Annotated in this window: 18 protein-coding genes and 1 pseudogene; 9 read left to right on the plus strand and 10 right to left on the minus strand. The window is 71.7% G+C overall.

Annotation, left to right across the window (positions count from 1 at the left end; all coding sequences use genetic code 11):
- Positions 1 to 68: 68 nt before the first annotated feature.
- Positions 69 to 470: a hypothetical protein gene (locus ACIBAE_RS24970; RefSeq protein ID WP_399289470.1), complete on the plus strand. Its 402-nt coding sequence runs from the start codon at positions 69 to 71 to the stop codon at positions 468 to 470.
- Positions 471 to 492: 22 nt separating this feature from the next.
- On the opposite strand, the gene ACIBAE_RS24975 is transcribed toward ACIBAE_RS24970, so the two are convergent.
- The 4 genes from ACIBAE_RS24975 to ACIBAE_RS24990 all read right to left on the minus strand — a co-directional run bounded on the left by ACIBAE_RS24975 (position 493) and on the right by ACIBAE_RS24990 (position 6,825).
- Complete coding sequence (locus ACIBAE_RS24975; RefSeq protein WP_399289472.1) at positions 493 to 1,326, minus strand: 4'-phosphopantetheinyl transferase family protein; 834 nt, start codon at positions 1,324 to 1,326, stop codon at positions 493 to 495.
- A 1-nt stretch (position 1,327) separates the two neighbouring features.
- Positions 1,328 to 3,160, minus strand: a complete 1,833-nt coding sequence (locus tag ACIBAE_RS24980; RefSeq protein ID WP_399289474.1) for a hypothetical protein — start codon at positions 3,158 to 3,160, stop codon at positions 1,328 to 1,330.
- Complete coding sequence (locus ACIBAE_RS24985) at positions 3,157 to 5,868, minus strand: BTAD domain-containing putative transcriptional regulator (RefSeq protein ID WP_399289476.1); 2,712 nt, start codon at positions 5,866 to 5,868, stop codon at positions 3,157 to 3,159. The genes ACIBAE_RS24980 and ACIBAE_RS24985 overlap by 4 nt, the downstream gene beginning before the upstream one ends.
- Before the next feature lie 66 nt (positions 5,869 to 5,934).
- Positions 5,935 to 6,825, minus strand: coding sequence for an AfsA-related hotdog domain-containing protein (locus tag ACIBAE_RS24990; protein ID WP_399289563.1), 891 nt, complete (start codon positions 6,823 to 6,825; stop codon positions 5,935 to 5,937).
- A 987-nt stretch (positions 6,826 to 7,812) separates the two neighbouring features.
- Between ACIBAE_RS24990 and ACIBAE_RS24995 the strand changes: the two genes are divergently transcribed.
- Together ACIBAE_RS24995 and ACIBAE_RS25000 are read left to right on the plus strand one after the other, a co-directional pair.
- On the plus strand, positions 7,813 to 10,242 hold the full coding sequence (locus ACIBAE_RS24995; RefSeq protein ID WP_399289478.1) for a LuxR C-terminal-related transcriptional regulator: 2,430 nt from the start codon (positions 7,813 to 7,815) through the stop codon (positions 10,240 to 10,242).
- Positions 10,235 to 11,284: an AMP-binding protein gene (locus tag ACIBAE_RS25000; RefSeq protein WP_399289480.1), complete on the plus strand. Its 1,050-nt coding sequence runs from the start codon at positions 10,235 to 10,237 to the stop codon at positions 11,282 to 11,284. Before ACIBAE_RS24995 ends, ACIBAE_RS25000 begins: the two co-directional genes overlap by 8 nt.
- 73 nt (positions 11,285 to 11,357) lie before the next feature.
- Here the strand turns inward: ACIBAE_RS25000 and ACIBAE_RS25005 are convergent, their stop codons facing one another.
- Complete coding sequence (locus ACIBAE_RS25005; protein WP_399289482.1) at positions 11,358 to 12,416, minus strand: DEDDh family exonuclease; 1,059 nt, start codon at positions 12,414 to 12,416, stop codon at positions 11,358 to 11,360.
- 117 nt (positions 12,417 to 12,533) lie between these two features.
- On the opposite strand from ACIBAE_RS25005, the gene ACIBAE_RS25010 reads away from it, so the two are divergent.
- A complete protein-coding gene (locus tag ACIBAE_RS25010; RefSeq protein WP_399289484.1) occupies positions 12,534 to 13,244 on the plus strand; it encodes a VIT family protein in 711 nt (236 codons plus the stop codon).
- Positions 13,245 to 13,303: 59 nt separating this feature from the next.
- Entirely contained in the window at positions 13,304 to 14,347 is a 1,044-nt protein-coding gene (locus ACIBAE_RS25015; protein WP_399289486.1) for a zinc-dependent alcohol dehydrogenase family protein, read from the plus strand.
- A 64-nt stretch (positions 14,348 to 14,411) separates the two neighbouring features.
- Here the strand turns inward: ACIBAE_RS25015 and ACIBAE_RS25020 are convergent, their stop codons facing one another.
- Entirely contained in the window at positions 14,412 to 15,944 is a 1,533-nt protein-coding gene (locus ACIBAE_RS25020) for a S8 family peptidase (protein WP_399289488.1), read from the minus strand.
- A gap of 409 nt (positions 15,945 to 16,353) precedes the next feature.
- On the opposite strand from ACIBAE_RS25020, the pseudogene ACIBAE_RS25025 reads away from it, so the two are divergent.
- The 3 genes and pseudogenes from ACIBAE_RS25025 to moaA all read left to right on the plus strand — a co-directional run.
- A pseudogene (locus ACIBAE_RS25025) lies at positions 16,354 to 16,668 on the plus strand (DUF485 domain-containing protein); the annotation flags it as partial.
- Positions 16,665 to 18,302: a cation acetate symporter gene (locus ACIBAE_RS25030; RefSeq protein WP_399289490.1), complete on the plus strand. Its 1,638-nt coding sequence runs from the start codon at positions 16,665 to 16,667 to the stop codon at positions 18,300 to 18,302. The pseudogene ACIBAE_RS25025 and the gene ACIBAE_RS25030, both read left to right, overlap by 4 nt.
- 192 nt (positions 18,303 to 18,494) lie before the next feature.
- Positions 18,495 to 19,484 carry a GTP 3',8-cyclase MoaA gene (gene moaA / locus ACIBAE_RS25035; RefSeq protein WP_399289492.1) on the plus strand — a complete coding sequence of 330 codons (990 nt, stop codon included), beginning with the start codon at positions 18,495 to 18,497 and terminating at the stop codon, positions 19,482 to 19,484.
- A 77-nt stretch (positions 19,485 to 19,561) separates the two neighbouring features.
- On the opposite strand, the gene ACIBAE_RS25040 is transcribed toward moaA, so the two are convergent.
- Positions 19,562 to 19,816 (minus strand): hypothetical protein, encoded by a 255-nt coding sequence (locus ACIBAE_RS25040; RefSeq protein ID WP_399289494.1) that lies wholly within the window; start codon positions 19,814 to 19,816, stop codon positions 19,562 to 19,564.
- 261 nt (positions 19,817 to 20,077) lie between these two features.
- Positions 20,078 to 20,443: a DUF3099 domain-containing protein gene (locus ACIBAE_RS25045; protein ID WP_399289496.1), complete on the minus strand. Its 366-nt coding sequence runs from the start codon at positions 20,441 to 20,443 to the stop codon at positions 20,078 to 20,080.
- Positions 20,444 to 20,667: 224 nt separating this feature from the next.
- On the opposite strand from ACIBAE_RS25045, the gene ACIBAE_RS25050 reads away from it, so the two are divergent.
- Positions 20,668 to 20,943, plus strand: a complete 276-nt coding sequence (locus tag ACIBAE_RS25050; RefSeq protein WP_399289498.1) for a GlsB/YeaQ/YmgE family stress response membrane protein — start codon at positions 20,668 to 20,670, stop codon at positions 20,941 to 20,943.
- Between the two features lie 95 nt (positions 20,944 to 21,038).
- On the opposite strand, the gene tyrS is transcribed toward ACIBAE_RS25050, so the two are convergent.
- Together tyrS and ACIBAE_RS25060 are read right to left on the minus strand one after the other, a co-directional pair.
- Positions 21,039 to 22,307, minus strand: a complete 1,269-nt coding sequence (gene tyrS, locus ACIBAE_RS25055) for a tyrosine--tRNA ligase (RefSeq protein ID WP_399289500.1) — start codon at positions 22,305 to 22,307, stop codon at positions 21,039 to 21,041.
- A 52-nt stretch (positions 22,308 to 22,359) separates the two neighbouring features.
- Positions 22,360 to 23,766, minus strand: a complete 1,407-nt coding sequence (locus ACIBAE_RS25060) for a metallopeptidase TldD-related protein (RefSeq protein ID WP_399289501.1) — start codon at positions 23,764 to 23,766, stop codon at positions 22,360 to 22,362.
- Between the last annotated feature and the right edge of the window lie 60 nt (positions 23,767 to 23,826).

A 23,826-nucleotide genomic window follows, 5' to 3' on the forward strand; every position in this document is an offset into this window, starting at 1 on the left:
GCGTGCGCGCCGTGCCGTCCGCCGCTCCCGGCGGCCGGCGCTCTCCTCTCACGGAACGGGAACCCCCCATGCGCCTCCTGCGCGTCATCGCCGCCATCGTGTCCGGCCTGCTGATCCTTGAGTTCTCCCTGTCCGCGATATCCATGCTGAGCGTGATGGGGGTGGCGGTGGAGCGGTTCTCGACCCTGACCAGGACCTCACCCGGCACGGGCGTCGTCGTCCTGATCGGTCTGCTGGACCTGATCGCGGTGATCGCGATGATCGTCGGCTTCCGGCGGCCGTGGGCCGCCGTGACGGCCGGCGCCTTCCTCGCCCTGCTGAGCGGATTCGTCCTGCTGCGCCAGATCGACGGCGGCGACCGGGGGTCCGATCTGTTGTCCTACTCGCTGTTCCTGGGCGCGGCGGTGGTGCTCGTCATCACCCGGCTCGCCGAAGGGGTCCGGACCCGCTCGGTGGCCGCCGCCCGCTGACCAGGTGTATTGCCCTGTGAGGTCAGAGCGCGGCGGCCGACCACGACGAGATCATCAGGGCGACCTCGTGGTCGATGAGTTCCACCGCGCCGTCGTCCGGCAGCAGCCCGCGCCCCGCGTCCAGCACGGCGACGGCGGCCGTGTAGTCGCCGTCGAGTTCCCCCGTACGGAAACGCCAGGCGCCGCTGTCGGCCGGCTCTCCGCCGGGCCCGCACAGCCGGGGCGCCGGGCCGGACGGGGTGAAGCCGAACTCACCGAAGGGGAAGCGCAGCCCCTGGCCGACGGCCTTGCTGTAGGCCTCTTTCAGCGTCCATGTCCGGACGAGCGCGGTGTTGTGCAGCTCCGGCGGAAGGCGGTGCAGCTCCGCCAGCTCCGCCGGGGTGCAGATCTCCCGTTCCAGCCCGCCCCGCAGCAGGCTCCGGTCGGCCCGCTCCACGTCGACACCGATGGGCCCGACGCTTCCGAGACCCACCAGGACGATGTCGTCCGTGTGGCTCAGGCTCACCTCGATACGGTCGCAGCCCCGGGCGTACGGGCCTCCGGCCGGCCGTTTGGCCAGTTCGACGCCGGCCGGGGGCGCGCCGATCACCGCGCCCAGCGCGTGTTTGAGCAGCAGCCGGGAGACGCCGAACCGGCCCCGCACGGCTGTCCGAGGCATCCGCGCCCAGCGCGGCGCCTCGTGACCGAGCAGCGTCCGCATCGCGCTCTCGTCCTCGCGTACGGAAGCCCAGTCCGTCACCCGGGAGTGCACCAGCGCCGTGCCGGTGCGGGCGAGATCGGCGCGGACCCCGTGCCAGGGTCCCTCGGGCCCTCTGACCCGCCAGGACGCGGGCAGTGGGACATGGGCGGCTCGCACCTCAGCCCTCCAGGGGGGTCTCGTAGAGGTCGAACCCCCGGCGGGTGACGAACCGGCCGACCGCCTCCGCGTGGATCAGCCGGGTGTCCTCAGGTCGCGGCGGTCCGGCCGGGAGGCCGAGCCGCCGAACGAGGCGGGTCAGGATCCCGGTGATCCAGGCGGGGCCGGCCAGGAATCCACCGCCCCGGACGCCACCGCCCCGTACGTCACCACCCCCGACACCACCACCCCCGACACCACCGCCCTGGAGGCGTGCCTGCTCGTACCGGCCCAGGCAGGCCGCGGCGGTGAGCAGCAGCAGGTAACGGTCGCCCATCGCCAGGGCGCGCGGATCGGTCACCAGCGAACGGTCCCCGGGCGTGATCGCCGCGAAATGCCTCTGAACGGAACGGAGTTCGTCCCTCAGCACCTCGATGAGCCGGGTCAGCTCCGGCGAGCCGGCGCCGAGGGCCCCGGACCGGCCGGCGTCGGCCAGCAGCCCGATCACCCCGTCGGACCCGTTCAGGAGCGTGACGCGGTCCGGCTCGAAGGCGGGCAGCTCCCCGGCCGGGTCGAAGAGGGCGCCGGGGGAGCCCGGGCCGTTGAACCACGCGTGCCGCGCCAGGAACGGAAGCTGCGGCAGCACGATCGCCCGGCCGATGAAGGCGCCCGTCCCGCCGGCGCCGAGATCGCTCAACTGCCGGGTGTGCCGGGCGAAGAGCGGATCGGCGCTGTCGTGGCGCAGCGACCGCGGCCCGAGCAGTGCGGCCAGATCCTGCAGCGCGTCCCGCAGCAGCATGGGCACCACGCTGCGTACCACCGCTGACAGCACACTGGTCTCGCCGGGGGCGATCGCCACCGTACGGGTCCCGGCCAGGGCCAGGCAGTCGCACGCCAGCAGGTCGAGGAACGCGCCGTTGACGATCTCGACGATGCCCCGCGCGCTCAGCGATCTGCTGGTCAGCCGTGAGTCCTGGGTCCGTTCCACCGCGATGCGCAGGCAGGTGTCCGCGGCTCCCAGGGACATGGAGGACACCGCGCTGGAGGAGATCTGGAGCGTACGCAGGAACAGCTCCGCGCCACCGCCGGGCTCCCCCACGACGCAGCCGGCCGGGGCCGGGCAGCCGCTGAAGGCCACCCGGTGCCCGGGGAGCCGCGTGAAGCGGTCGCGGGGTAGGTCGCGCAGATCGACCAGGAGCACGGACGGGCCGCCCGTCCGGCCGTCCGGGGACTCCACGGTGGCGTGCAGCAGGAGGACGTCCGGCGGCGGCGAGCCCTGGAGGAGCGGAGAGCCCCGCCGAGCGGCGCACTCGCCGTCGAGGACGAGCCCGCCGCCGCCGCGCAGGACGCGCAGCCCGCGCGGGGCGAACGCCTCGCGGACGGACCGCGCGGTGGGAGGCGCCGAGATCCCGCCGCCGTCCAGCAGCAGGCCGGCGAGGCGGCCGCGCTGGTCCCGGGAGCCGGCGGTCCAGACGTGCAGCGCCCCGCCGAAGGGGGCCGCCCCCAGGGACAGGCCCGCGGCCACGTCCCGCCGGAACACCGGCCGGACCGTCCGCGCCAGGGCGTCGACGCCGGTGAGGGAGCCGCCGAGGGCGGCGGGCACGAAGCGCGCGCCGAGACGCGCGCCGCGCAGGGCGAGCCCGATGCCGTCGGGCGTGGCGCCCCGCGCACGTGCCGTGCGGACCGGGCGGTGTCCGGCCGGGCCCGGGTGACCCTCCGCGCCGCCGAGAAGACGCTCGACCAGTTCGGCGCCGTGGTCCCCGGTGAGCGCGCCGGCCGGGACCACCCGTTGTCCGCCGGGGGGCTCCCGGCGTTCGGTGGTGAGCACCCCCGGGCCGGCCGTGAGCACCGTCATCGCTCCCCCTGGCCTTCGTCGCCGAGCAGGGGAATCGGGCGGCTCCCGGCCGGATACCGGCCCGGCGGGCTGAAGCTCTCCTCGCGGGGAGCGGGACCGCCGGGCTGTCCCATGGCCCACACGCCGGGGCGCAGCTCCAGCGGCTCGTCGTCGAAGCGCCGATCGGCCGAGAGGTTCAGGCGTATGCCGTCCTGCGCCCGCCGGGCGTACTCGCTCCACCGCTGGTCGCCGAGCTGGTGCGCCGCGTCGCGGCACTCGGCGAAGCTCCGCAGGGCCGCCCGCGGTTCGCCCGCGAGCAGCTCGGTCAGGGCGAGCCCGCGCAGCGCGTCGCTGAGGCCGCGCAGGTCACCCGCCGTACGGCAGAGCAGTGACGCCTTGACGTAGAGGCGCCGGGCCTCGGCCGGCCGGCCGAGGCCCGACTCGGCGTCGGCGAGGCCGGTCAGGACGCGCGCCTCGATGCGGCCGTCGGTGGCCTCCCGGGCCCGTCGGCCGGCGAGTTCGTACCGGGTACGGGCGAGGTCGAACTGGCCGCGCTGCCACGCCAGGTCACCCAGGCTGCACAGGATCCACGCCTCGGTGTCGCGCTCGCCGTCGCGCCGGACGGCGTCCAGGGCGAGTTCCGCGGTGCTCTCCCAGAGCTCCCACTCGCCGCTCACCTCGAAGTAGCCGGTGACCGCCTCGGCGAGGTGCCACACCAGCGGCCGGCATCCCGCGGTGTGAGCCTGCCGGACGGCTTCCGCCAGTGCCTGGCTCTCCTCCTGGAACCAGCGCAGCGGTGTGTCGCCCACCGGGTGTTCCGGGGCGAACCACTCGGGCTCGGGGATGCCCCGCAGGGGCGTGGCGTCCTCGTCGGCGGCCCGCGCCCAGGACCGGTCGGGGGCCATCCGGGCCTGGGCGTACCGGGCCAGCTCCAGGTAACCCGCGCACAGGCGGCGCGTCGCGTCCCGGATCCGCTCCGGGTCCTCCTCGGCGAGCAGTTCGCCCGCCACCGCGCGGAACAGCTCGTCGTACGCGTAGCGCACCGGACGGCCCACGGCCGACCGGGTGTGCAGCAGCCCGGCCCGCACGAGCTGCTCCACGAGCTGCTCCGCCCGGAGCTGTGACACACCGAGCAGTGCCGCCGCGGACCAGGAGGCGAAGCCGGAGCCGGGAGCGAGGACCAGCAGCCGGAACGCCCGCTGTACCTCCGGGGCCAGGTCGGCGAGCCCGGCGAGCAGCCGGGCGCGGACCTCGTGGTCGCCCAGCGCGAGCACGTCGAGACGGGAGCCCTTCTCCCGCAGCCGGGCCGCCAGCTTCCCGGCCGCCCAGTGGGGGCGGGCGGCGAGCACCGCTCCCGCCGCGTGCAGCGCGAGCGGCAGATGCCCGCACAGGCGCGCGATGTCCGCCGCCCGCGGGTCGTCGGCGAGCGGCCGGCGGGCGGCCGTGGCGAGCAGTTCGACGGAGTCCCGCGGCCCGAGCACGTCCAGGGTGAGGGTCCGGCTGCCGTGGAGGGTGGCCGCGTCCTTGCGGCTGGTGATCAGTACGGTGCCGGCCGAAGCGGCCGCCGCGATGGCCCGTACCTGGGCGCCGGAGTCCGCGTCGTCCAGCACGAGCAGCATCCGCCGCCCCGCCAGGGCCACGTGCAGCAGGTCGCCCAGTTCGTCGGCGTCGGTGTGCGCGCCGGGCTGCGGCGCGTCGGGACCGGGCCGCAGCAGCCGCAGCAGCCGCAGCATCGCTCCACGGGCGTCCAGCGGGCGGCCGTCCGATCCGCGCAGCCCGACGAAGACCCGGCCGTCGGGGAAGAGAGCGGCGCTGCGGTGGGCCAGTTCGGCGCTGAACGCCGTCTTGCCCGACCCGGCCGCCCCGACGATGTTCACCACCCGTGTCGCGGGCGCCTTCGACGACGCGCGCAGCAATTCCTGCGCCGCCTCAAGCTCGTCCTGGCGGCCGATCAGCTCATGGACGGTGCGCGGCAGCCGTACGACGGGGGCCGGGGGAGCGTTCACCACGACGGCCTCCCGGTCGCCCTGGCACTGCTCGAAGTGCACGATCGGTTCCGACCGCAGGACCCGCTGGTGCAGCTCCCGCAGTGCGGTACCGGGGTCGGTGCCCAGCTCCCGCGCGAGGGACCGGCGGATGGTGTCGTAGGCGCTCAGGGCTTCGGACTGCCGGTGCGAGCGGTACAGCGCGACGATGAGATGGGCGTGCAGCGTCTCGCGCAACGGGTGTTCACGGGCCAGTACCGTCAGCTCGCCGATCAGCTGCCGGTGGCGGCCGAGCCACAGCTCGGCGGCGATCCGCTGCTCACCGGCGTCCAGGCGGAGCAGTTCGAGCCGGTCAGCGGCCGCCTGAAGGCGCCTGCCCCGGGGTACCCCGGACAGCACCGGGCCGGTCCACAGTCCCAGTGCCTCCCGCAGGACACGGCCCGATCCCGCGAAGTCACGCCGGGCGTAGGCCTCCTGCCCCTGAGCGCACAGCGCCTCGAACTGGTGCAGATCCAGCTCGTGCGGAGAGGTCCGGATCAGATAGCCGGGCAGCCTGGTCTCGATCCGGTCCCGCCGGCCGCCGTCGGAGTCGTCGGCCAGCAGTTTCCGCAGGTGCGAGATGTAGACGTGCAGGGTGGTCGTGGCGGTGCGGGGCGGATCGTCGCCCCACAGTTCGTCGATCAGGCTGTCGGAGGACACCACTTCATTGGCGCCGACGAGCAGGGTGCACAGAACGGTGCACATCTTCGCTGCGGACGGGGTCTGCGGTTCGACTCTGAGCCGTCCGAGAACGCGGAACCTCATGTGGTCTCAGCAATCCTGCAGTACGACGACGTCGACGGTGCCGACGCACCGCTCGTCCTGGGTGAACTCGATCCGGACCGGGACCACGGGACGGTCCCGGGTGTCCCGGGTGAGCGCGCCGGGCACCGCCGAGCAGCGCAGCGGCGCACCGTTGTCGAGGCTCCCGCGGAACTCCGCCGACCAGCGCGTGAGCAGGCAGTGCGCGGTGGACAGACCGCGCAGTTCACCGGCGGCGAGGGTGGCGGCCTGCCGTGACGCCTCGATGAGCAGTACGGCGCCGGCCCGGCCGGAGCGGCCCGGGTCGAAGACCGGGTTGCCCGGGTGCGGCACCACGTCCATCAGCACCCGGTGTTCGTCGATGACGAGGCTGCCGTGGACCACCACGTCCCGCCCCTCGCCGCAGCCCACCCGCTCCGGACGCACCCGCCGCAGATCCTCCGCGAGCAGCCTCGGGCGCGCGGCGGAGCGCGGCGGCGCCGGTTCGGGGAACGAAAGGTGTGCCCGCGCCGTCGCGCACGGCTCACCGTCGACGCTGACCCTGCCGGTGCATTCCAGCCCGTCCGGCATCCCCGGGCCGCCCACCGAACGGAAGTGCAGGTCCGTGACCACCTGGCCGCGCGGCCCGCCGAGCCGCCAGGGCTCGGCGTCGGTGATGTCCACCGTCGCCCGGGTCACCAGCGGGAGGCAGCGGTCGCGGGGGACGCGCAGATGACGTAGAGCGACGAAGCGTGCCACCTCGTCCATCGTCGCGGTCACGAAGTGGAGGCCGTCGATCCGGTCCTGGCCCTCCGCGGCGAACGGTTCCGCGACGGGCAGTTCGCTGAAGAGGACGAAGGCGCACTCTCCTCGCAGCGTGCTGCCGAGGAGGAACTCCTCCGGTTTGAGGGGGCGTTGCACCAAGTGCCCCATGGAGGAGGCCGAGCGGGGGGCCGGAACGGGACGGCTCGCGCCGGCTCCCGTCGGAGTCGTGCCGAGAACTGGAGATACCAGAGGCACGAAGGCCCCTCCTTCACGCAGTCGCGGAGCCGGACGGCCCGCGGTCGAAACCGGTCGCCTCATCCGCGGGCCGGTCGAGGAGCCGGCCGCGAGGGGATGCCTTACACCCGTGGCGCCCGGCGATGACCCCAGGCTAGGAACGCCGGGCCGACGACCGCCATGACAAGTCGCTGGCAGCATTCGGGTGCTTCGGCGGGACACTGGCAACAAACTGCTATGCGGCATGACAACAACCGCCCGTAAACCAGGACATACCCGCAACCTGGCCCGGAATAATCTGTCCGGAAATCCCGGTGTGCGCGGATCCGGTACGTGTGCGCGGATCGCCTCCGCACGGTCCTTCTGAAATTTACGGGAACGTCAGGCTAATACGAAACTGCAGGCCGTCGCGGTCCGGGGGGCCGACGGGCATTCGCATTCCCTTTCTCTGGGTCCGCACTCCTCCCGGTGCGAAACCCCTGTGCGGCCTGGCAGGTCACGGGAAAGGTCATGGATGTACGTGTTCGCCCCGGGGTTCCCCGTTCGCCCCGCCTCTGCCGTCGCCACCGGCGGGTGCGCAGCGTAAAAGCCGTCGCCGACAAGCAGAATGACGCTGAGTCACGAGAAGCCGGGCTTAACGGCTCCGCCGTTCCCGTGTGTGCGCCCGGACCATTTCCTGCTTGCCGGGACTTCGAGGAAAAGGAGAGTTGAAGAGCGCGTTAAGTCGCAGTAAGGTCCCCCGTCGGGGCCTGACCTGGTCTATTCTGTTCCGAGTTACGCTGGTCAAAGGCTGGGGATCTTTGCATGTGGTCAACTGCGGAAGTGGCATCCGTCCGAACCGATCCACCCGTCGGCGATCCAGGAAGTTCCCCACGGGAATTGCTCTCGAAACAACATGGTGATACGCGCTTGATAGGGCGTGAAACCGAGCTGGCGACTCTCACGGGACTGCTTTTCGATCCGACGGTCCGCATACTGACGCTTACCGGGCCGGCCGGAGTCGGCAAGAGCAGGCTGGCACACGCTGCCGCCGCGCGATCCGTCCTCAGCGGCCGTGTCGCCGCTGTCGACCTCAGTTCCCTGGATACCTCCGCCGCCGCCTGGCGGGAGATCGCCACCCAGCTGGGCATGACCGCCCCTCAAGCGGACGACTCCCTTCCGGAAGACCTGGCCGACCGGATAGGCGGCCGCGAACTCCTGCTGATCCTGGACAACTGCGACCTGATCGCCGCTCAGCTCTCCCTGGACATCGCGCGGCTGTCGGCGCGGTGCTCGGGTCTGCGCCTGCTGCTCACCAGCCGGGTCTCCCTCGACATCTACGCCGAGCGGCTCTTCCCGGTCCGCCCGTTTCCGGTGCCGACCGCGGCCTCCTCGCCCCTGTCGAACCCCGAATCACCGGCCGTACGCCTGTTCATGGAGCGTGCGCGGGCACACCGCCCCCACTACGCCCTCCCCGAGGAGGACGTGGACGTCATCAGAGACATCTGTGCGGCTCTCGACGGACTTCCCCTCGCCATCGAACTCGGCGCCGGAGCAGTCGGCATGCTCGGCCCCCGGGCGCTGCTCACCCAGCTCCGGCGCGGCGAGTGGCCGGCCAGCAGCCGCCTCCTCGACCGCCCCGCCCGGCACCGTACCGTCGACCGGTCCCTTTCCTGGGGCGACCCCGTACTCACCCGGGAACACCGCCACTTCCTCCAGCAACTCACCGTGTGCGAGGGACAGTTCGACCTCGCCACCGCTCAGCGCGTGGCCGGCCTGAGCTGGCCGCAGATGATGCGGCACCTGGAGACGCTGGTCCACATGAGCCTGCTCCAGAGAGTGGAACGCGCGGACGGCGACATCGGCTTCCGGATGCTCCACGTGGTCAGGAACTACTACCTGAGACATCAGCCGCCCGTGCCGGCGGAACTCGCGCGCGCCCGTGACCGGCACGCCGACCATTTCGCGGACATGGCGGCGGCGGCCCAGGAGAAGATGCGCGAGACGTCACAGGCCCAGTGGCTGCCCGCGGTGCGCTGGCGCATGGGCGACTTCCGCGCGGCGATCGCCCACTTCCAGTCCCGGGGAGACCACCACGCGGCGGCCAGGACGCTCCTCGCGCTCGATGTGGCGCTGGAGGACCTCAGCGGGCTCCCGGACATGCTCGACCACCTGGTGCGGTCCATCGGGCACCTGGAGAAGGAACACCGGGACGATCCCGAGCACCGCACCCTGCTGGCGCGGTCGCTCGAAACCGCGGCGGCCTGGTCGCTGACCCTGGGGCCGGTTCTCCAGCACGGCCGTGGCATCGGTGAACTGCTGACATGCGCCGGCGCCGTGTACCAGTCGCTCGCCGACCCGGCCGGGGCGGCCCGGACCGTGGCCCATCAGGCCGAATGGGAACGCCGGACGAACCGCCTCGGCCCCGCGGGCTCCCACGCGGCCGCCGCGATCGCCGAGCTCGACCGCCTGGGGGACCGGCGCGGCGCGGCCGCGGCCCGCCGGACACTCGCGCTCATCACCTTCGCCCGGACCCAGACCCACACCCAGACCCAGACCCGCTCCCAGACGGAGAGCCAGAGCCGGATCCCCGCCCGGGCCGAGAACCAGGTCCAGAGCCCTGACCAGGGGACGGCGGAGGCGCACCTGCTCCGGGCGCTCGACGATCTGCACTCCGCCGGAGCCTCGCGCGCCCGCGCCGTCACCCTGACGGACCTGGCCCGCGTCCTGACGGCGGCCGGCCGGCCGGACCAGGCCTACGCCGCGGTGCGCGAAGCCATGGAGTTGCTCCGCGAAGCGGGCGGACCGCGCCAGGTGACCCGTGCTCTGGAGACAGCCGCGCGTGTCCTGCCCCACATAGCCGAGGGCCAGCAGCACCGGGCCGCACGGCTCCTGCTCACCGCGCAGGTGCTCCGCGAACACCACCGGCTGCCCGTCTCCGAGGACGCTCCCCAACTGAACGCCCTGCGCGACGAATTGCGATCCGCACTCGGTGAGAGCACCCTCACCGAACTGCGCCGCCAGGTAACCGGGACCGGACCGCTGGCCGCTCTCAACGACGCACTCTCCGCCCCGCCCACAACGCTACGCGCGTCGACCTCGAATAATGCCGATGTCCCCGCCCTCGAAGCCCTGACTCCCCGCCAGAGTCAGATCGCCAGAATGGTCGCGGACGGTTTGACCAATCGCCAGATAGCCCGGAGTCTGGAACTCTCCGAGTGGACAGTGATCAATCACCTGCGTCACGTTATGCAGAAACTCAATTGCCCTTCCCGGGTGCACGTCGCCCGGCTCGTGCAGCAGGCAGCCGCGCCATCGCACCATCGCACCGCCGCGAACAGGAGCTCAGCCCATGGCTGACCGCACCACCGCAGTCACGCAGCCCCGCCCCCCGGCTCCCCTGCGTGAAGGAGAGACCATCTTCACCGCGCTCCACCAGGTCGCCTCCGCGCTGCCCAACCACCTCGCACTGATGTCCGGCGGGGCCGGTGGCGAACGTGCCACGCGGATCACCTACAGCCAACTTCTCGAACACGTCGAGCGGTTCGCCGACGTGCTGACCCTGTGCGGGGTACGGCGGGGCGAGACCGTGGCCCTGCAGATGCCCAACTGCTGGGGGAGCGCCACCCTTCTGCTGGCCTGCCTGCGGATCGGGGCCCTCGCCGTGCCGATACCCCAGACCGTCACCACGCACCAGCTCGAACACACCCTGGCCACCACCGGGGCGAGCACCTGCGTCGTGTACGACGGTCACCACGGCCACCACAACGCCCAGGAACTCCTCGCCGTCTCCGCCCGGTTGCCCGACCTCCGGCACCGCATCGTCGTCGGCGACGCCCGTACCACCGGAGCGCTCGACTTCGAGCGACTGTGCCGCGACCGGTCAGGCGTCTGGCAGGCGGACGAGGAACACCCGCACCCACTGCCGCGCGACACCGACAACCCGTGTCTCGCCATTCCCGACTTCAATCACCGGACACCCACCACGATCAATTACCAGCACAAAAGGCTGTCCACCCACGCGCTCACCACGACGCACGCCGCCGCCAACTCCGGTGAACCGCGCACTCCCATGAATGAGATATTCGGTACCACGTACCCGCTCACTCACCCCACCGGTCTGACGACCGCTATCTGGCAGCCCATTCTCACCGCGGGCACCAGCGTATTTCCCGAGTTGTGGAATCCCGCCGAATGTCTCGACCTCTTCGAGGAATCCCGGGTAACGCATATAGCCGGCCCCCCGGAACACTGGCAGCAGCTCATCGAGGAACAGCGGCGCCGGCCGCGCCGGCTTCCCCAGCTGTGTCACGCCACCACGCACGGTTCCGCCCCGGCCCCCCTCGCGGTCGGCGTCCGGAAGGCGTTCGGCATCCCGCTGCACATCCACCCGGACCACTGACGGCCCCGGCCCCGGCCGGCTCCCACTGAGAGGCGCGAGGCGCGAGGCCGGAGGCGCTGCGGAGAGCCGTCGGTCAGCTGTTCACCGGGGGCGGGGACTGCGCGGGGATGGGCAGCGTGGTCTGCACCGGCTCCGGGGCGGGCGCGGGGTCCCGCACCGCGCCGCGCGCCGGAGCCACGTCCCGCAGCAGCTGCGTGAACGCCGCCTCGTCGATGACGGGTGTCCCGTACGACGCGGCCTTGGCCGTCTTGGACGTGGCGGAATCCGGGTCGTTGGTCACCAGCAGGCTGGTCAGCCGGGACACGCTCGTCGCGACATGCAGTCCCGCCTCCACGGCCCGGTCCTCCAGCAGCTCGCGGTCGACCGACGTATCGCCCGAGAACGCCACCCGCATCCCCTGCATGAGCGGCTCACCCGGCGCGTACCGGCCCGGGTTCGGGTGCGGGCAGGCCGGCCGCTTGCGCGAGGGCCGCCAGCTCGCCTGCCGGGACGACGGCTGATAGCCGGCCGGGGGCCGCGCCGGAGCGTCCGACCACTCGGTGAGCGGCCGGCACTCCAGCAGCGGCAGCCGCACCCCGTCCCGGGCCGCGGCGTGCAGACTCGGACGGAACGCCTCGGCCAGTACCCGGGCGTCGTCGAGCGCGTGGTGCGCGCGCTGCTGGACGACGCCGAAGTGCGCGGCGAGCGACTCCAGCTTGTGGTTGGGCAGCGGCAGCCGCAGCTCCTTGGAGAGCGCGATGGTGCACAGCCGCTGCCGGGTGGGCGCGGTCCGCTCCGCGCGCGCGTACTCCCGGGCGATCATCGACCAGTCGAAGATCGCGTTGTGCGCCACCAGCACCCGGCCGTCGAGCCGCTCCGAGAGTTCGGCGGCCACCTCGGGGAAGAGCGGGGCCCCCTCCAGCACGTCGCTCGTCAGGCCGTGGATCCAGACCGGTCCGGGATCGCGCTCCGGATTGACGAGCGTGTACCAGTGGTCCTCCACATTGCCCTGGGCGTCCAGGCGGTAGACGGCAGCAGACACTATCCGGTCGTCGCGGGCGAGGCCGGTGGTCTCGACGTCGACGACCGCGTACCCCTGGGGGTAGGCGGCCGGCCACGTCACTGCAGTCGTCTGGTCGTCGAGCATGGTCACAGAGAATACGGGCCACGACTGACAGTGCCGTCGCCCGGGCGCCCCTGACGGGCCGGGACCGGCGTCACCCGCGGGTCGATCGGCCCCCGGCGAGCCGGTCGGTGAGACCCTCCCCGGGTGACTGACACCCCCCACGACGAGTCCCGTGGCGCCTCCCTCGGCACCCGCCTCAACTGGCTCCGCGCGGCCGTCCTCGGCGCGAACGACGGCATCGTCTCGACGGCGGGCCTCGTGGTCGGGGTGGCGGGTGCCACCGGCTCGCGCTCCGCGCTGCTCACCGCGGGTCTCGCCGGGCTGCTGGCCGGTTCGATGTCGATGGCCACCGGGGAGTACGTCTCGGTGTCCACCCAGCGCGACTCGCAGAAGGCGGCGCTGGCCCAGGAGCGGCGTGAGCTGCGCGAGCGGCCGGGAGCCGAACTGGACGAGCTCACCGACCTGTTGGCGGCGCGCGGCCTGTCGCGGGAGGTGGCCCGGGAGGCCGCCGAGCAACTCACCCGCCGCGACGCCCTGCGCGCCCACGCGAACGTCGAACTGGGCATCGACCCCGGCTCCCTGACGAACCCCTGGCACGCGGCCGGCGCCAGCTTCCTCGCCTTCACGGCGGGCGCGGTGCTGCCCCTGCTGGCGATGGTGCTCCCGGCCGCGTCGCTGCGCCTGACGGTCACGGTCCTCTCGGTCCTGGCGGCCCTGGCCCTGACGGGCTGGTGGAGCGCCCGCCTGGGCGCGGCGCCGGCGAGCCGGGCGGTCCTGCGGAACATGACGGGGGGAGCGGTGGCGATGGGTGTGACGTACGGGGCGGGAGTGCTGCTGGGGGCCGCGGGGGTGTGAGGCGTCCCGGGCGTACGGTGATAGTCGTATCAGCGTCTGAATCAGTGAGGGACCTGCTCATGCGTGCCACCGTCATCCATGCCCCGCACGACATCCGCGTGGAGGAGGTGGCGGACCCCGCGATCCAGCAGCCGACCGACGTGGTGCTGCGGGTGCTGCGCGCCTGCATCTGCGGCAGCGACCTCTGGCCGTACCGGGGCGAGTCCACCATCGGCACGGGCCAGCGCATCGGACACGAGTTCCTCGGCGTGATCGAGGAAGCCGGCTCCGAGGTGGCCGGATTCGCGCGCGGCGATCTCGTCGTGGCGCCCTTCGTCTGGTCCGACGGCATCTGTGACTTCTGCCACGAGGGCCTTCCCACCTCCTGCCCGCAGGGCGGCTTCTGGGGGCAGGCGGGCTCCGACGGCGGCCAGGGCGAGGCGGTACGGGTGCCCTTCGCCGACGGCACGCTCGTCAAGCTCCCCGCCGACGCGGCCTCGGACGACCGCCTGCTGACCGCGCTCCTCGCGCTCTCCGACGTGCTGGGGACCGGCCACCACGCGGCCGTCGGCGCCGGTGTACGGCCCGGCAGCACGGTCGCCGTCGTCGGCGACGGCGCGGTCGGGCTGTGCGGCGTGCTGGCCGCCAGGCGGCTGGGCGCCGAGCGGATCATCGCGCTCGGCCGCCACCAGGTCCGTACCGACATCGCCAGGACGTTCGGCGCGACGGATGTCGTGGCGGCACGCGGCGAGGAGGCTGTGGAGGCCGTCCGGGAGCTGACCCGGGGCCAGGGCGCGCACGCGGTCATCGAGGCGGTCGGCACCGAGCAGTCGATGGTCACGGCCCTCAGGATCGCCCGCGACGGCGGCGCGATCGGCTACGTCGGAGCCCCGCACGGCAGCGGCAGCGGCGTCGACCTGCGCCACATGTTCAACCGGAACATCGCCCTGCGCGGCGGCATCGCCCCCGTCCGTACGTACCTCTCCGAACTGCTCCCCGACGTCCTGGACGGCACGATCGACCCCTCGCCTGTCTTCGACCTGACGGTCGGCCTCGACGACGTTCCGCAGGGCTACAAGGCGATGGACGAGCGCACCGCCCTCAAGGTGCTCATCAAGCCGTAGCGGGACTCACGGAAGCGGGCCGCCCCCCGGGGGGACGGCCCGCGCCCGTGGCCGGACGTGACCGCTACCAGCGCACCGCGTCCAGGGCGTCCGCCATGCCCGCGCCGTAGAAGCCGTTGTCGCGCTTGCCGCCCTCGCAGACCGCGTCGATCACGCCGTCACCGTTGATGTCGTACGCCTTCGGGCAGGCGACGTCATCGGCCTGTACCTTCAGAAGCGCCTTGATCGCCGCCGCCGAGGCGTGCGGGTGCGTGGACTTCAGCAGGGCCGCGACACCCGCGACGTGCGGGGAAGCCATCGACGTACCGGCCATGTAGCCCCACGAGCCACCGGGCAGCGTGCCCAGGATCTGACCGCTGGTCGCCGGCGGGGCCGGCGTCTGGTAGGCGGTCGAGTCGCCGCCCGGGGCCGCGATGTCGATGATGCCGAGGCCGTGGTTGGAGAACGACGACTTCAGGCTCTTGGCACCGGTCGCCGCGACCGTGACCACACCCGGCAACTGGGTCGGGATGTCGAAGCACTTCGACGGGTCGATGTCACGACCGCCCGGCGTGGTGTCGTTCGGGCTGCTCGCGTCGTGGATCGAGTGGGACGTGAGGTCGTAGTTCTCGTTGCCCGCCGCGGCCACATTGACCGTGCCCTTGCTCTCGGCGTAGCGAGTGGCGCGGGTGATCGCCTCGACCAGGGCCTTCTGGTCCGGGTCGTTCTTGCAGTTGAAGTACCAGGGGTCGGTGTAATAGCTGTTGTTGGTCACGTCGACGTCGTGCTCGGCGGCCCAGATGAAGCCGCAGACGACCGCTTCGGTGTAGAAGAACCCGGCCGTCGTGCCCACCTTGATGCCGGACACCTTCACGCCCGGCGCGACGCCGGTCATGCCGATGCCGTTCTTCGCGGCGGCGATCTCACCCGCGACATGCGTGCCGTGCGGGCTCTCCGCACTGGTCGGCCGCCAGGCGCCGTCCGTCGTGTCCGGCTTGCCGGCCACGCAGTTGACCGACGCCTTGCGGTCGAAGTTCGGGGCTATGTCCGGGTGCGTGTCGTCGACACCCGTGTCGATGACGGCAACCGTAACGTTCCTGCTGCCGAGGCTCTTCTCGTGTGCCTTGTCCGCCTTGATGGCGGCCAGATCCCACTGCAGGGGCTCCAGCGGATCCTGGCCGGCCGTCGTGCCGGCCTGCGCGGCCGCGACCTCGGCGGCGGTGAGCGTCCGGGGCGCACCCATGTCGGTCGTGGACTGCGTGGGCAGCGGCGCCGTACGGGTGGCACCCGCCGAGTCGACCCAAGCGGCCTTGCGGACGGTCTTGGCGAAGTCCGGGTTCCGCGAGGTGACGACGACGACACCTATCTGGTCATAGCTGGTGACGAGCGTGCCGCCGGCCTTGTCTATCGCCTTCTTCACCGATGCGGCCGTGGAGCGCCCGCCGTAGGTGTTGACGACGTACGACAGTTTCGGACCGTCCGTGACGACCGGGGCGGGAAGCCCCCCGGCCGGGGCGGCCGAGGCCGTACCGGACGGCAGGAAGCCGAGCGAAGCGATGAGCGCCAGACCTGCGGGCAGCGCGAGGGCGCGCTGGCGTCTGGATCCCAGAGGAGCCATGGGTTCTCCACATCATCCGTGAGAGCCGCCCGTGCGCACACCGCGCATGGACGAGTACATGACCAGCGAAGTTATCTCTGATCATCCTTTCTCATCAATCATTTCCGGAAGAAAAAAGGCTGAGGCTGAACCGCTTCGCCACGCCTCCCGTGCCGTTGTCAGGGGGACCAGCACCTTCCACCCCTCGCGAGGTCCTCCTGTGTCCATGCCACCCGCACCCGCGTCACGAGGAGATTCCGTGGCTACCGATGCACCGCCGCCCGAAGGCGGAACGGACGCCGCCCCGGTCCGGACCACACCGGACGCGACCGCTCCGGCCCCACCCAGCACGACCGAGCCCAGCACGACCGGGCCCAGCACGACCGGGCCCACGACCACCGAACTCACGACCACCGGGCCCGCGTCGCGGCAGCCCACCACCGCCCAGTTCGCGGAGGTGCGGGAGAGCGCGGAGTTCGGCGAACTGCGCCGTACGTACCGCTCCTTCGCCTTCCCGCTCACCGTCGCCTTCATCGCCTGGTACCTGCTGTACGTCCTGCTGTCCAACTACGCGGGCGGCTTCATGGGCACCAAGCTCTTCGGCAACATCAACGTCGCGCTCGTCTTCGGCCTCGCGCAATTCCTCACCACCTTCCTCATCGCCTGGTACTACGCGCGCTACGCGGCCGGGAAGCTCGACCCGAAGGCGGACGCCATCAAGTCCCGTATGGAGGAGGACGCATGAGCCATCCGGCTGACATCCCGTCCCAGCTGGCCGCGGCCTCGGACGCGAGCGCGCACCGGCCGCTGATCATCACGCTCTTCGCCGTCTTCGTGCTGGCGACCCTGGTCATCACCGTCTGGGCCGGCCGGCAGACCAGGAGCGCGTCCGACTTCTACGCCGGCGGCCGCCAGTTCACCGGCTTCCAGAACGGCCTCGCGGTCTCCGGCGACTACATGTCGGCCGCGTCCTTCCTCGGGATCGCCGGCGCCATCGCCCTCTTCGGTTACGACGGGTTCCTCTACTCCATCGGCTTCCTGGTCGCCTGGCTGGTCGCGCTGCTGCTCGTCGCGGAACCGCTGCGCAACTCCGGGCGCTACACGATGGGCGACGTCCTCGCGTACCGCATGCGCCAGCGCCCGGTCCGTACCGCCGCCGGCGCCTCCACCATCGTCGTCTCGATCTTCTACCTGCTGGCGCAGATGGCCGGCGCTGGTGTGCTGGTCTCGCTGCTGCTCGGTATCACCAGCGACGCCGGGAAGATCGCCATCGTCGCGCTGGTCGGCCTGCTGATGATCGTGTACGTCACGATCGGCGGGATGAAGGGCACCACCTGGGTCCAGATGGTCAAGGCCGTCCTGCTGATCGCGGGCACCATCCTCATCACCTTCCTGATCCTGCTGAAGTTCCACTTCAACATCTCCGACCTGCTGGGCACGGCGGCGAGCAACAGCGGCAAGGGTGCGGCCTTCCTGGAGCCCGGCCTCAAGTACGGCGCCACCGGGACCTCGAAGCTGGACTTCATCTCGCTCGGCATCGCGCTGGTGCTCGGTACGGCGGGCCTGCCGCACATCCTGATCCGCTTCTACACCGTGCCGACCGCCAAGGCCGCCCGCAAGTCCGTGCTCTGGGCCATCGGCATCATCGGCGCCTTCTACCTGATGACCATCGTGCTCGGATTCGGCGCCGCCGCGCTGCTCAAGCCCGCGGACATCACCGCCTCCAACAAGGCGGGCAACACGGCGGCCCCGCTGGCCGCCCTGGAGATCGGCGGCGGGGCCGGCTCGACCGGCGGAGCGATCCTGCTCGCCGTGATCTCCGCCGTCGCCTTCGCCACCATCCTCGCGGTGGTCGCGGGCCTGACGCTGGCGTCCTCGTCGTCGTTCGCGCACGACATCTACGCCAATGTCATCCGCAGGGGCCAGGCCACCGAGAAGGAAGAGGTACGCGCGGCACGCTGGGCGACCGTCGCCATCGGCATCGTCTCCATCGCGCTCGGCGCCCTCGCCCGCGACCTGAACGTGGCCGGTCTGGTCGCGCTCGCCTTCGCCGTGGCCGCCTCCGCCAACCTGCCGACCCTCCTCTACAGCCTGTTCTGGAAGAGGTTCACCACGGCGGGCGCCCTCTGGTCGATCTACGGCGGCCTGGCCTCCTCCGTACTGCTCGTCCTCTTCTCGCCGGTCGTCTCCGGGAAGCCGACCTCGATGTTCCCCGGCGCCGACTTCGGCTTCTTCCCGCTGGAGAATCCGGGGCTGATCTCCATCCCGCTGGGCTTCCTGCTCGGCTGGCTGGGCACCCTGCTGTCGAAGGAGGAACCGGACCAGGGCAAGTACGCGGAGCTGGAGGTCAAGTCCCTCACCGGCACCGGGGCGCACTGATCCCCTCGGATCCCGGAGCCCCCTTCCGTGGCCGCGTCGCCGGGACACCGCGACGCGGCCAGGGACGTACGGCCGCTCGCCTCCCCCTCCCGAGCGCCCGCCGAGCGGGTGATCCGGGTGCCGCCGGACGCCTGACGTAGGCTCGACAGTGTCCGACCGTGTCAGACAGCGATCACAGGGAGGGGGTCCCGGATGCTCATCGACACCTACGGACGCGTCGCCACCGACCTGCGCGTCTCGCTCACGGACCGGTGCAACCTGCGCTGCACGTACTGCATGCCCGAAGAAGGTCTCCAGTGGCTCACGAAGTCCAGCCTGCTCAGCGATGACGAGATCGTCCGTCTCGTCCGGATCGCCGTCACCCGGCTGGGCATCACCGAAGTCCGCTTCACCGGCGGGGAGCCGCTGATCAGGCCGGGCCTCGTCGGGATCGTCGAGCGGTGCGCCGCGCTGGAGCCCCGCCCCCGCATGTCGGTGACCACCAACGGGATAGGCCTGAAGCGCACCGCGGCGGCCCTGAAGGCCGCCGGTCTGAACCGGGTCAATGTCTCACTCGACACCCTGCGGCCCGACGTCTTCAAGGCACTCACCCGCCGTGACCGGCACGCCGACGTACTCGGCGGTCTCCTCGCCGCCCGCGACGCCGGGCTCACCCCGGTCAAGGTCAACACCGTCCTGATGCCGGGGCTCAACGGCGACGAGGCCCCCGAGCTGCTCGCCTGGGCCGTGGAGCACGACTACGAACTGCGCTTCATCGAACAGATGCCGCTCGACGCCCAGCACGGCTGGAAGCGGGACGGCATGATCACGGCCGGTGAGATCCTGGAGTCGCTGCGGACACGGTTCACCCTGACCCCGGAGGGCGAGTCCGAGCGTGGCTCGGCCCCGGCCGAACGGTGGCTCGTGGACGGCGGTCCGCACCGCGTCGGGGTCATCGCCTCCGTGACCCGGCCGTTCTGCCACGCCTGCGACCGGACCCGGCTGACCGCCGACGGACAGGTCCGGACCTGCCTGTTCGCCCGCGAGGAGACGGACCTGCGGTCGGCGCTGCGCTCCGAGGCGCCCGACGAGGACATCGCCGAACTCTGGAAGCTGGCGATGTGGGGCAAGAAGGCCGGTTCGGGTCTGGACGATCCGGCGTTCCTCCAGCCGGACCGGCCGATGTCGGCGATCGGCGGCTGAACGGGCTGACGGCGCCCGGCTGAACGGGCGGACGGGCGGTTGAACGGCCGGGGGCGGACGGGGTCCGAGGGCCACCGCTAAGGAGCGCTGTCCTGCCACTCCTCCAGGGTCACCACGTCCTTGAGGAAGCCACGGATGCCCAGGAACGAGGAGAGGTGTTCGCGGTGCTCCTCGCACGCCAGCCAGGTCTTGCGGCGCTCGGGAGTGTGCAGCTGGGGATTGTTCCAGGCCAGGACCCAGACGGCGGCCGTGCGACAGCCCTTCGCGGAACAGACCGGTGCCGCGTCGTCGGTGGAGGAACCGGGAGAATCCGGGAATGCGGGGAAGTTCACCCGACCACCCTAAGACACCGGACAGGCCCCGAATGGGCGACGCCGAGCAGCCACGGGGGGAGCTGCCCGGCGTCGGTCCGTCGCTCCGACGGGGGATGCGGAGCGCCTGCAAAGTATGTCACGGGCAACCCGATCCGGTGCACCGGAACTTCGCGATTGATCTGAGCTTTTCTTGAGCTTTGCGGAGCGCTTGAGATCGTTTTTGCTTACGTTCGGTCACGCCCGTTCGGGTCCGCTCCCGCCCGCCCCCGTCCACTCGCGCTACGGCGAAGGCCGTTCACCCTCGGTGCTCCCGGTGCCGCCGGATTCCGTCGCGAGCGCCCCGGGCGGGGGCGCGAGCATCGGGCGCCCCGGCGTGGGGACGAACGTCGAGGGCATCGAGGGTACGTTCTCCCGGCCCGCGTTGGCGATCACCACGGCCACGTACGGCAACAGCACACCCAGGGCGAGCGTCACGATCGCGACCGGCCGCTGCACGTTCCACAGGACGGCGGTGAGGATCACCGAGACCGTCCGGACGGACATCGAGATCACGTACCGTCGCTGCCGGCCGCGTACGTCGTCGGCGAGTCCCTGCCGGGCCCCCGTGATCCGGAAGACCTCGTCGCCGCTCCGCTTCCGCTTCACGTTCCCACCCACCCGATTCCTGTGCCGGACGCTCCCCGGACCGGACCCGGACCACGGTACGCCGGGAGTCCGGCGCCCACGAGAGCGGGTCACCCGCCCATCCTGACCGATTCCTGACCGATGGGTCCGGTCCTGCCCCGTACGGCGCCGTCCGCCATGCGCCGTACGGCGCATCCGCGCAGACTGACCGTCATGCGCGAACCGCGCCGTACGAGGAGGCGAGCATGAACTGGTTGTGGGCGATCGTCGTGGGTCTGGTGCTGGGCCTGATCGCCAAAGCGATCATCCCGGGCAAGCAGCGGATCCCGCTGTGGCTGACGACCGTGTTCGGCATCCTGGGCGCCATGATCGGCAACGCCCTCGCGGGCTGGCTCGGTGTCGCCGACACCAAGGGCTTCGACTGGACGCGCCATGTGCTCCAGGTGCTCGGCGCCGTCCTCGTGGTCTTCGTCGGCGACAGGCTCTGGAACGCGATCAGAGGCGACCGGCAGCGGGCCTGAACACCGGCGGGAATCAGCCATCCGGAACGGCGGGGGGCCGGGCACGCGAGACGCGCGCCCGGCCCCCCGCCGTTCCGGATGAGTGATGAGTACGGTCAGCCGGCCGTGACCTCGATCGCGGCCAGGTTTTTCTTGCCCCGGCGCAGTACCAGCCACCGCCCGTGCAGCAGTTCCTCGCGGCCCGGCACCGACTCCGCGTCGGCGACCTTGACGTTGTTCACGTACGCGCCGCCCTCCTTGACCGTGCGCCGCGCCGCCGACTTGCTCGGCGCCAGACCGGTCTCGGTCAGCAGGTCCACCACGGTGGCCAGCTCGGCGACCTGGGCGCCCGGCACCTCGGAGAGCGCCGCGCCGAGCGTCGCCTCGTCCAGCTCCGTCAGCTCACCCTGCCCGAACAGCGCGCGCGAGGCGGCGACGACCGCCGCGCACTGGTCGGCGCCGTGGACGAGCGTGGTCAGCTCCTCGGCCAGTGCCCGCTGGGCCGCCCGGGCCTGCGGACGCTCCGAGGTGAGCGTCTCCAGCTCCTCCAGCTCCTCGCGGGACTTGAAGCTGAGGATGCGGCTGTACGTGGAGATGTCCCGGTCATCGACGTTCAGCCAGAACTGGTAGAACGCGTACGGCGTGGTCATCTCCGGGTCGAGCCAGACCGCCCCGCCCTCCGTCTTGCCGAACTTGGTCCCGTCCGCCTTCGTCATCAGCGGCGTGGCCAGCGCGTGCACGTCGGCACCCGGCTCGATGCGGTGGATCAGGTCGAGACCGGCCGTGAGGTTGCCCCACTGGTCGCTGCCGCCCTGCTGCAGGACACAGCCGTACCGCCGGTACAGCTCCAGGAAGTCCATGCTCTGCAGCAGCTGGTAGCTGAACTCGGTGTAGCTGATGCCCTCGTCGGACTCCAGCCGGCGGGCGATCGAGTCCTTGGTGAGCATCTTGTTCACACGGAAGTGCTTGCCGATGTCGCGCAGGAACTCGATCGCCGACAGGCCGGCGGTCCAGTCCAGGTTGTTGACCATGGTCGCGGCGTTCGGGCCCTCGAAGGACAGGAACGGCTCGATCTGCGACCGGAGCCGGTGTACCCAGCCCGCGACCGTCTCCGGATCGTTCAGCGTCCGCTCGGCGGTCGGCCGGGGGTCACCGATCTGACCCGTCGCCCCACCCACCAGCGCCAGCGGCCGGTGCCCGGCCTGCTGGAGCCGCCGTACGGTCAGCACCTGCACCAGGTGTCCCACGTGCAGGCTGGCCGCCGTGGGATCGAAACCGCAATAGAAGGTGACGGGACCGTCCGCGAGCGCCTTGCGCAAAGCGTCCTCGTCAGTGGACTGGGCGAACAGCCCGCGCCACTTCAGCTCGTCGACGATGTCCGTCACGGTGATGTCTCTCCTCGATGGGTAAATTAGTGCTTTCGCCAGTCTAGGGCGGTCATACTCCCTGGCTGACCGAGCTCATGTTGAAGTCCGGGACGCGCAGGGCGGGCATCGCGGCCCGGGTGAAATAGTCGCCCCACTCGCGCGGCAGGGTCTTCTCCGTACGGCCGGCCTCGGCCGCCCGCGACAGCAGATCGACGGGCGACTCGTTGAAACGGAAGTTGTTGACCTCGCCGACCACCTCACCGTTCTCGATGAGATAGACGCCGTCCCGGGTCAGCCCGGTCAGCAGCAGAGTCGCCGGATCGACTTCGCGGATGTACCAGAGGCAGGTCAGCAGCAGCCCGCGCGAGGTCGCGGAGACCATCTCCTCCAGCGAGCGCTCCCCGCCGCCGTCCAGGATCAGATTCCCGATGCCGGGCGCGACCGGCAGCCCGGTGAGGGAGGCGCTGTGCCGGGTGGTGGTCAGGTGAGCGAGCTCACCCTCCCGTACCCAGTCCGTCGCCGTCAGCGGCAGACCGTTGTCGAAGACGGAGGCGTCGTCGCCCGAGGAGTGCGCGATCACGAACGGCGCGGACTCCAGACCCGGCTCGTTCGGGTCGCTGCGCAGGGTGAGCGGCAGCGGGGAGAGGGTCTCGCCGACGCGGGTGCCGCCGCCGGGGCGGGAGAAGACCGTACGGCCCTCCGCCGCGTCGCGGGCCGCCGAGGACCACAGCTGGTAGATCAGCAGGTCGGCCACGGCGGTCGGCGGCAGCAGCGTCTCGTACCGCCCGGCGGGCAGCTCGATCCGCCGCTCGGCCCAGGCCAGCCGCTGTGCCAGCTCGGCGTCGAGGGCGGCGGGGTCCACGTCCTTGAAGTCGCGGGTGGCCCGGCCCGCCCACGCCGAGCGGGCGCGGTCGGGGGACTTGGCGTTGAGCTCCAGCGTGCCGTTGGGCTGGTCGTGGCGGAGCCGTACGCCCGTGGACGTACCGAGGTACGTCGAGGTCAGCTCGTGGTTGGCGAAGCCGTACAGCTCTCGCCCCCCGGCCCGGGCCCGGGCGAACGACTCCCCGAGCGCCGGCGCGAAGTCCGCGAAGACGGCGGACGTCGTCTCGGCGGGCGCGTCCGTGAAGTCCCCGGACACCTGCCCGGCCCGGTCCGGCCCGATCAGAGGCTGAGCGTCCTCGGCGGGCCCCGCGCCGCGCGCGGCGGCCTCGGCGGCCCGGACGAGCGGCTCCAGATCGTCGGCGGTGACGGCGGAACGCGACACGACACCGGAGGCGGTGCCCTGCGATCCGTCGACGGTGGCGATCACGGTCAGCGTCCTGCCACGGGTGACGCCGTTCGTGGTCAGCGCGTTGCCGGCCCAGCGCAGGTTGGCGGAGCTGTTCTCGTCGGCGATGACCACGCAGCCGTCGGCGGTGGACAGTTCGAGAGCGCGCTCGACGATCTCGTGGGGCTTGCTGATGCGGCTCGCGGTCATCGTCCGGCCTCCTGCGTGGTGTTGAGACTGTGCTGACCCGGGGGACGACCCCCGGACCCC

The sequence above is a fragment of the Streptomyces sp. NPDC051569 genome, from assembly GCF_044454085.1.
GTDB lineage: Bacteria > Actinomycetota > Actinomycetes > Streptomycetales > Streptomycetaceae > Streptomyces.

What these genes read in the sequence shown, in the direction of transcription:
- ACIBAE_RS25000 (WP_399289480.1), top strand. Translation starts at nt 10,235, where the DNA reads ATGGCTGACCGCACCACCGCAGTCACGCAGCCCCGCCCCCCGGCTCCC.
- ACIBAE_RS25050 (WP_399289498.1), top strand. Translation starts at nt 20,668, where the DNA reads ATGAACTGGTTGTGGGCGATCGTCGTGGGTCTGGTGCTGGGCCTGATC.
- ACIBAE_RS25020 (WP_399289488.1), bottom strand. Translation starts at nt 15,944, where the DNA reads ATGGCTCCTCTGGGATCCAGACGCCAGCGCGCCCTCGCGCTGCCCGCA.
- ACIBAE_RS24985 (WP_399289476.1), bottom strand. Translation starts at nt 5,868, where the DNA reads ATGTGCACCGTTCTGTGCACCCTGCTCGTCGGCGCCAATGAAGTGGTG.
- moaA (WP_399289492.1), top strand. Translation starts at nt 18,495, where the DNA reads ATGCTCATCGACACCTACGGACGCGTCGCCACCGACCTGCGCGTCTCG.
- ACIBAE_RS25030 (WP_399289490.1), top strand. Translation starts at nt 16,665, where the DNA reads ATGAGCCATCCGGCTGACATCCCGTCCCAGCTGGCCGCGGCCTCGGAC.
- ACIBAE_RS24970 (WP_399289470.1), top strand. Translation starts at nt 69, where the DNA reads ATGCGCCTCCTGCGCGTCATCGCCGCCATCGTGTCCGGCCTGCTGATC.
- ACIBAE_RS25015 (WP_399289486.1), top strand. Translation starts at nt 13,304, where the DNA reads ATGCGTGCCACCGTCATCCATGCCCCGCACGACATCCGCGTGGAGGAG.
- ACIBAE_RS24980 (WP_399289474.1), bottom strand. Translation starts at nt 3,160, where the DNA reads ATGACGGTGCTCACGGCCGGCCCGGGGGTGCTCACCACCGAACGCCGG.
- ACIBAE_RS25060 (WP_399289501.1), bottom strand. Translation starts at nt 23,766, where the DNA reads ATGACCGCGAGCCGCATCAGCAAGCCCCACGAGATCGTCGAGCGCGCT.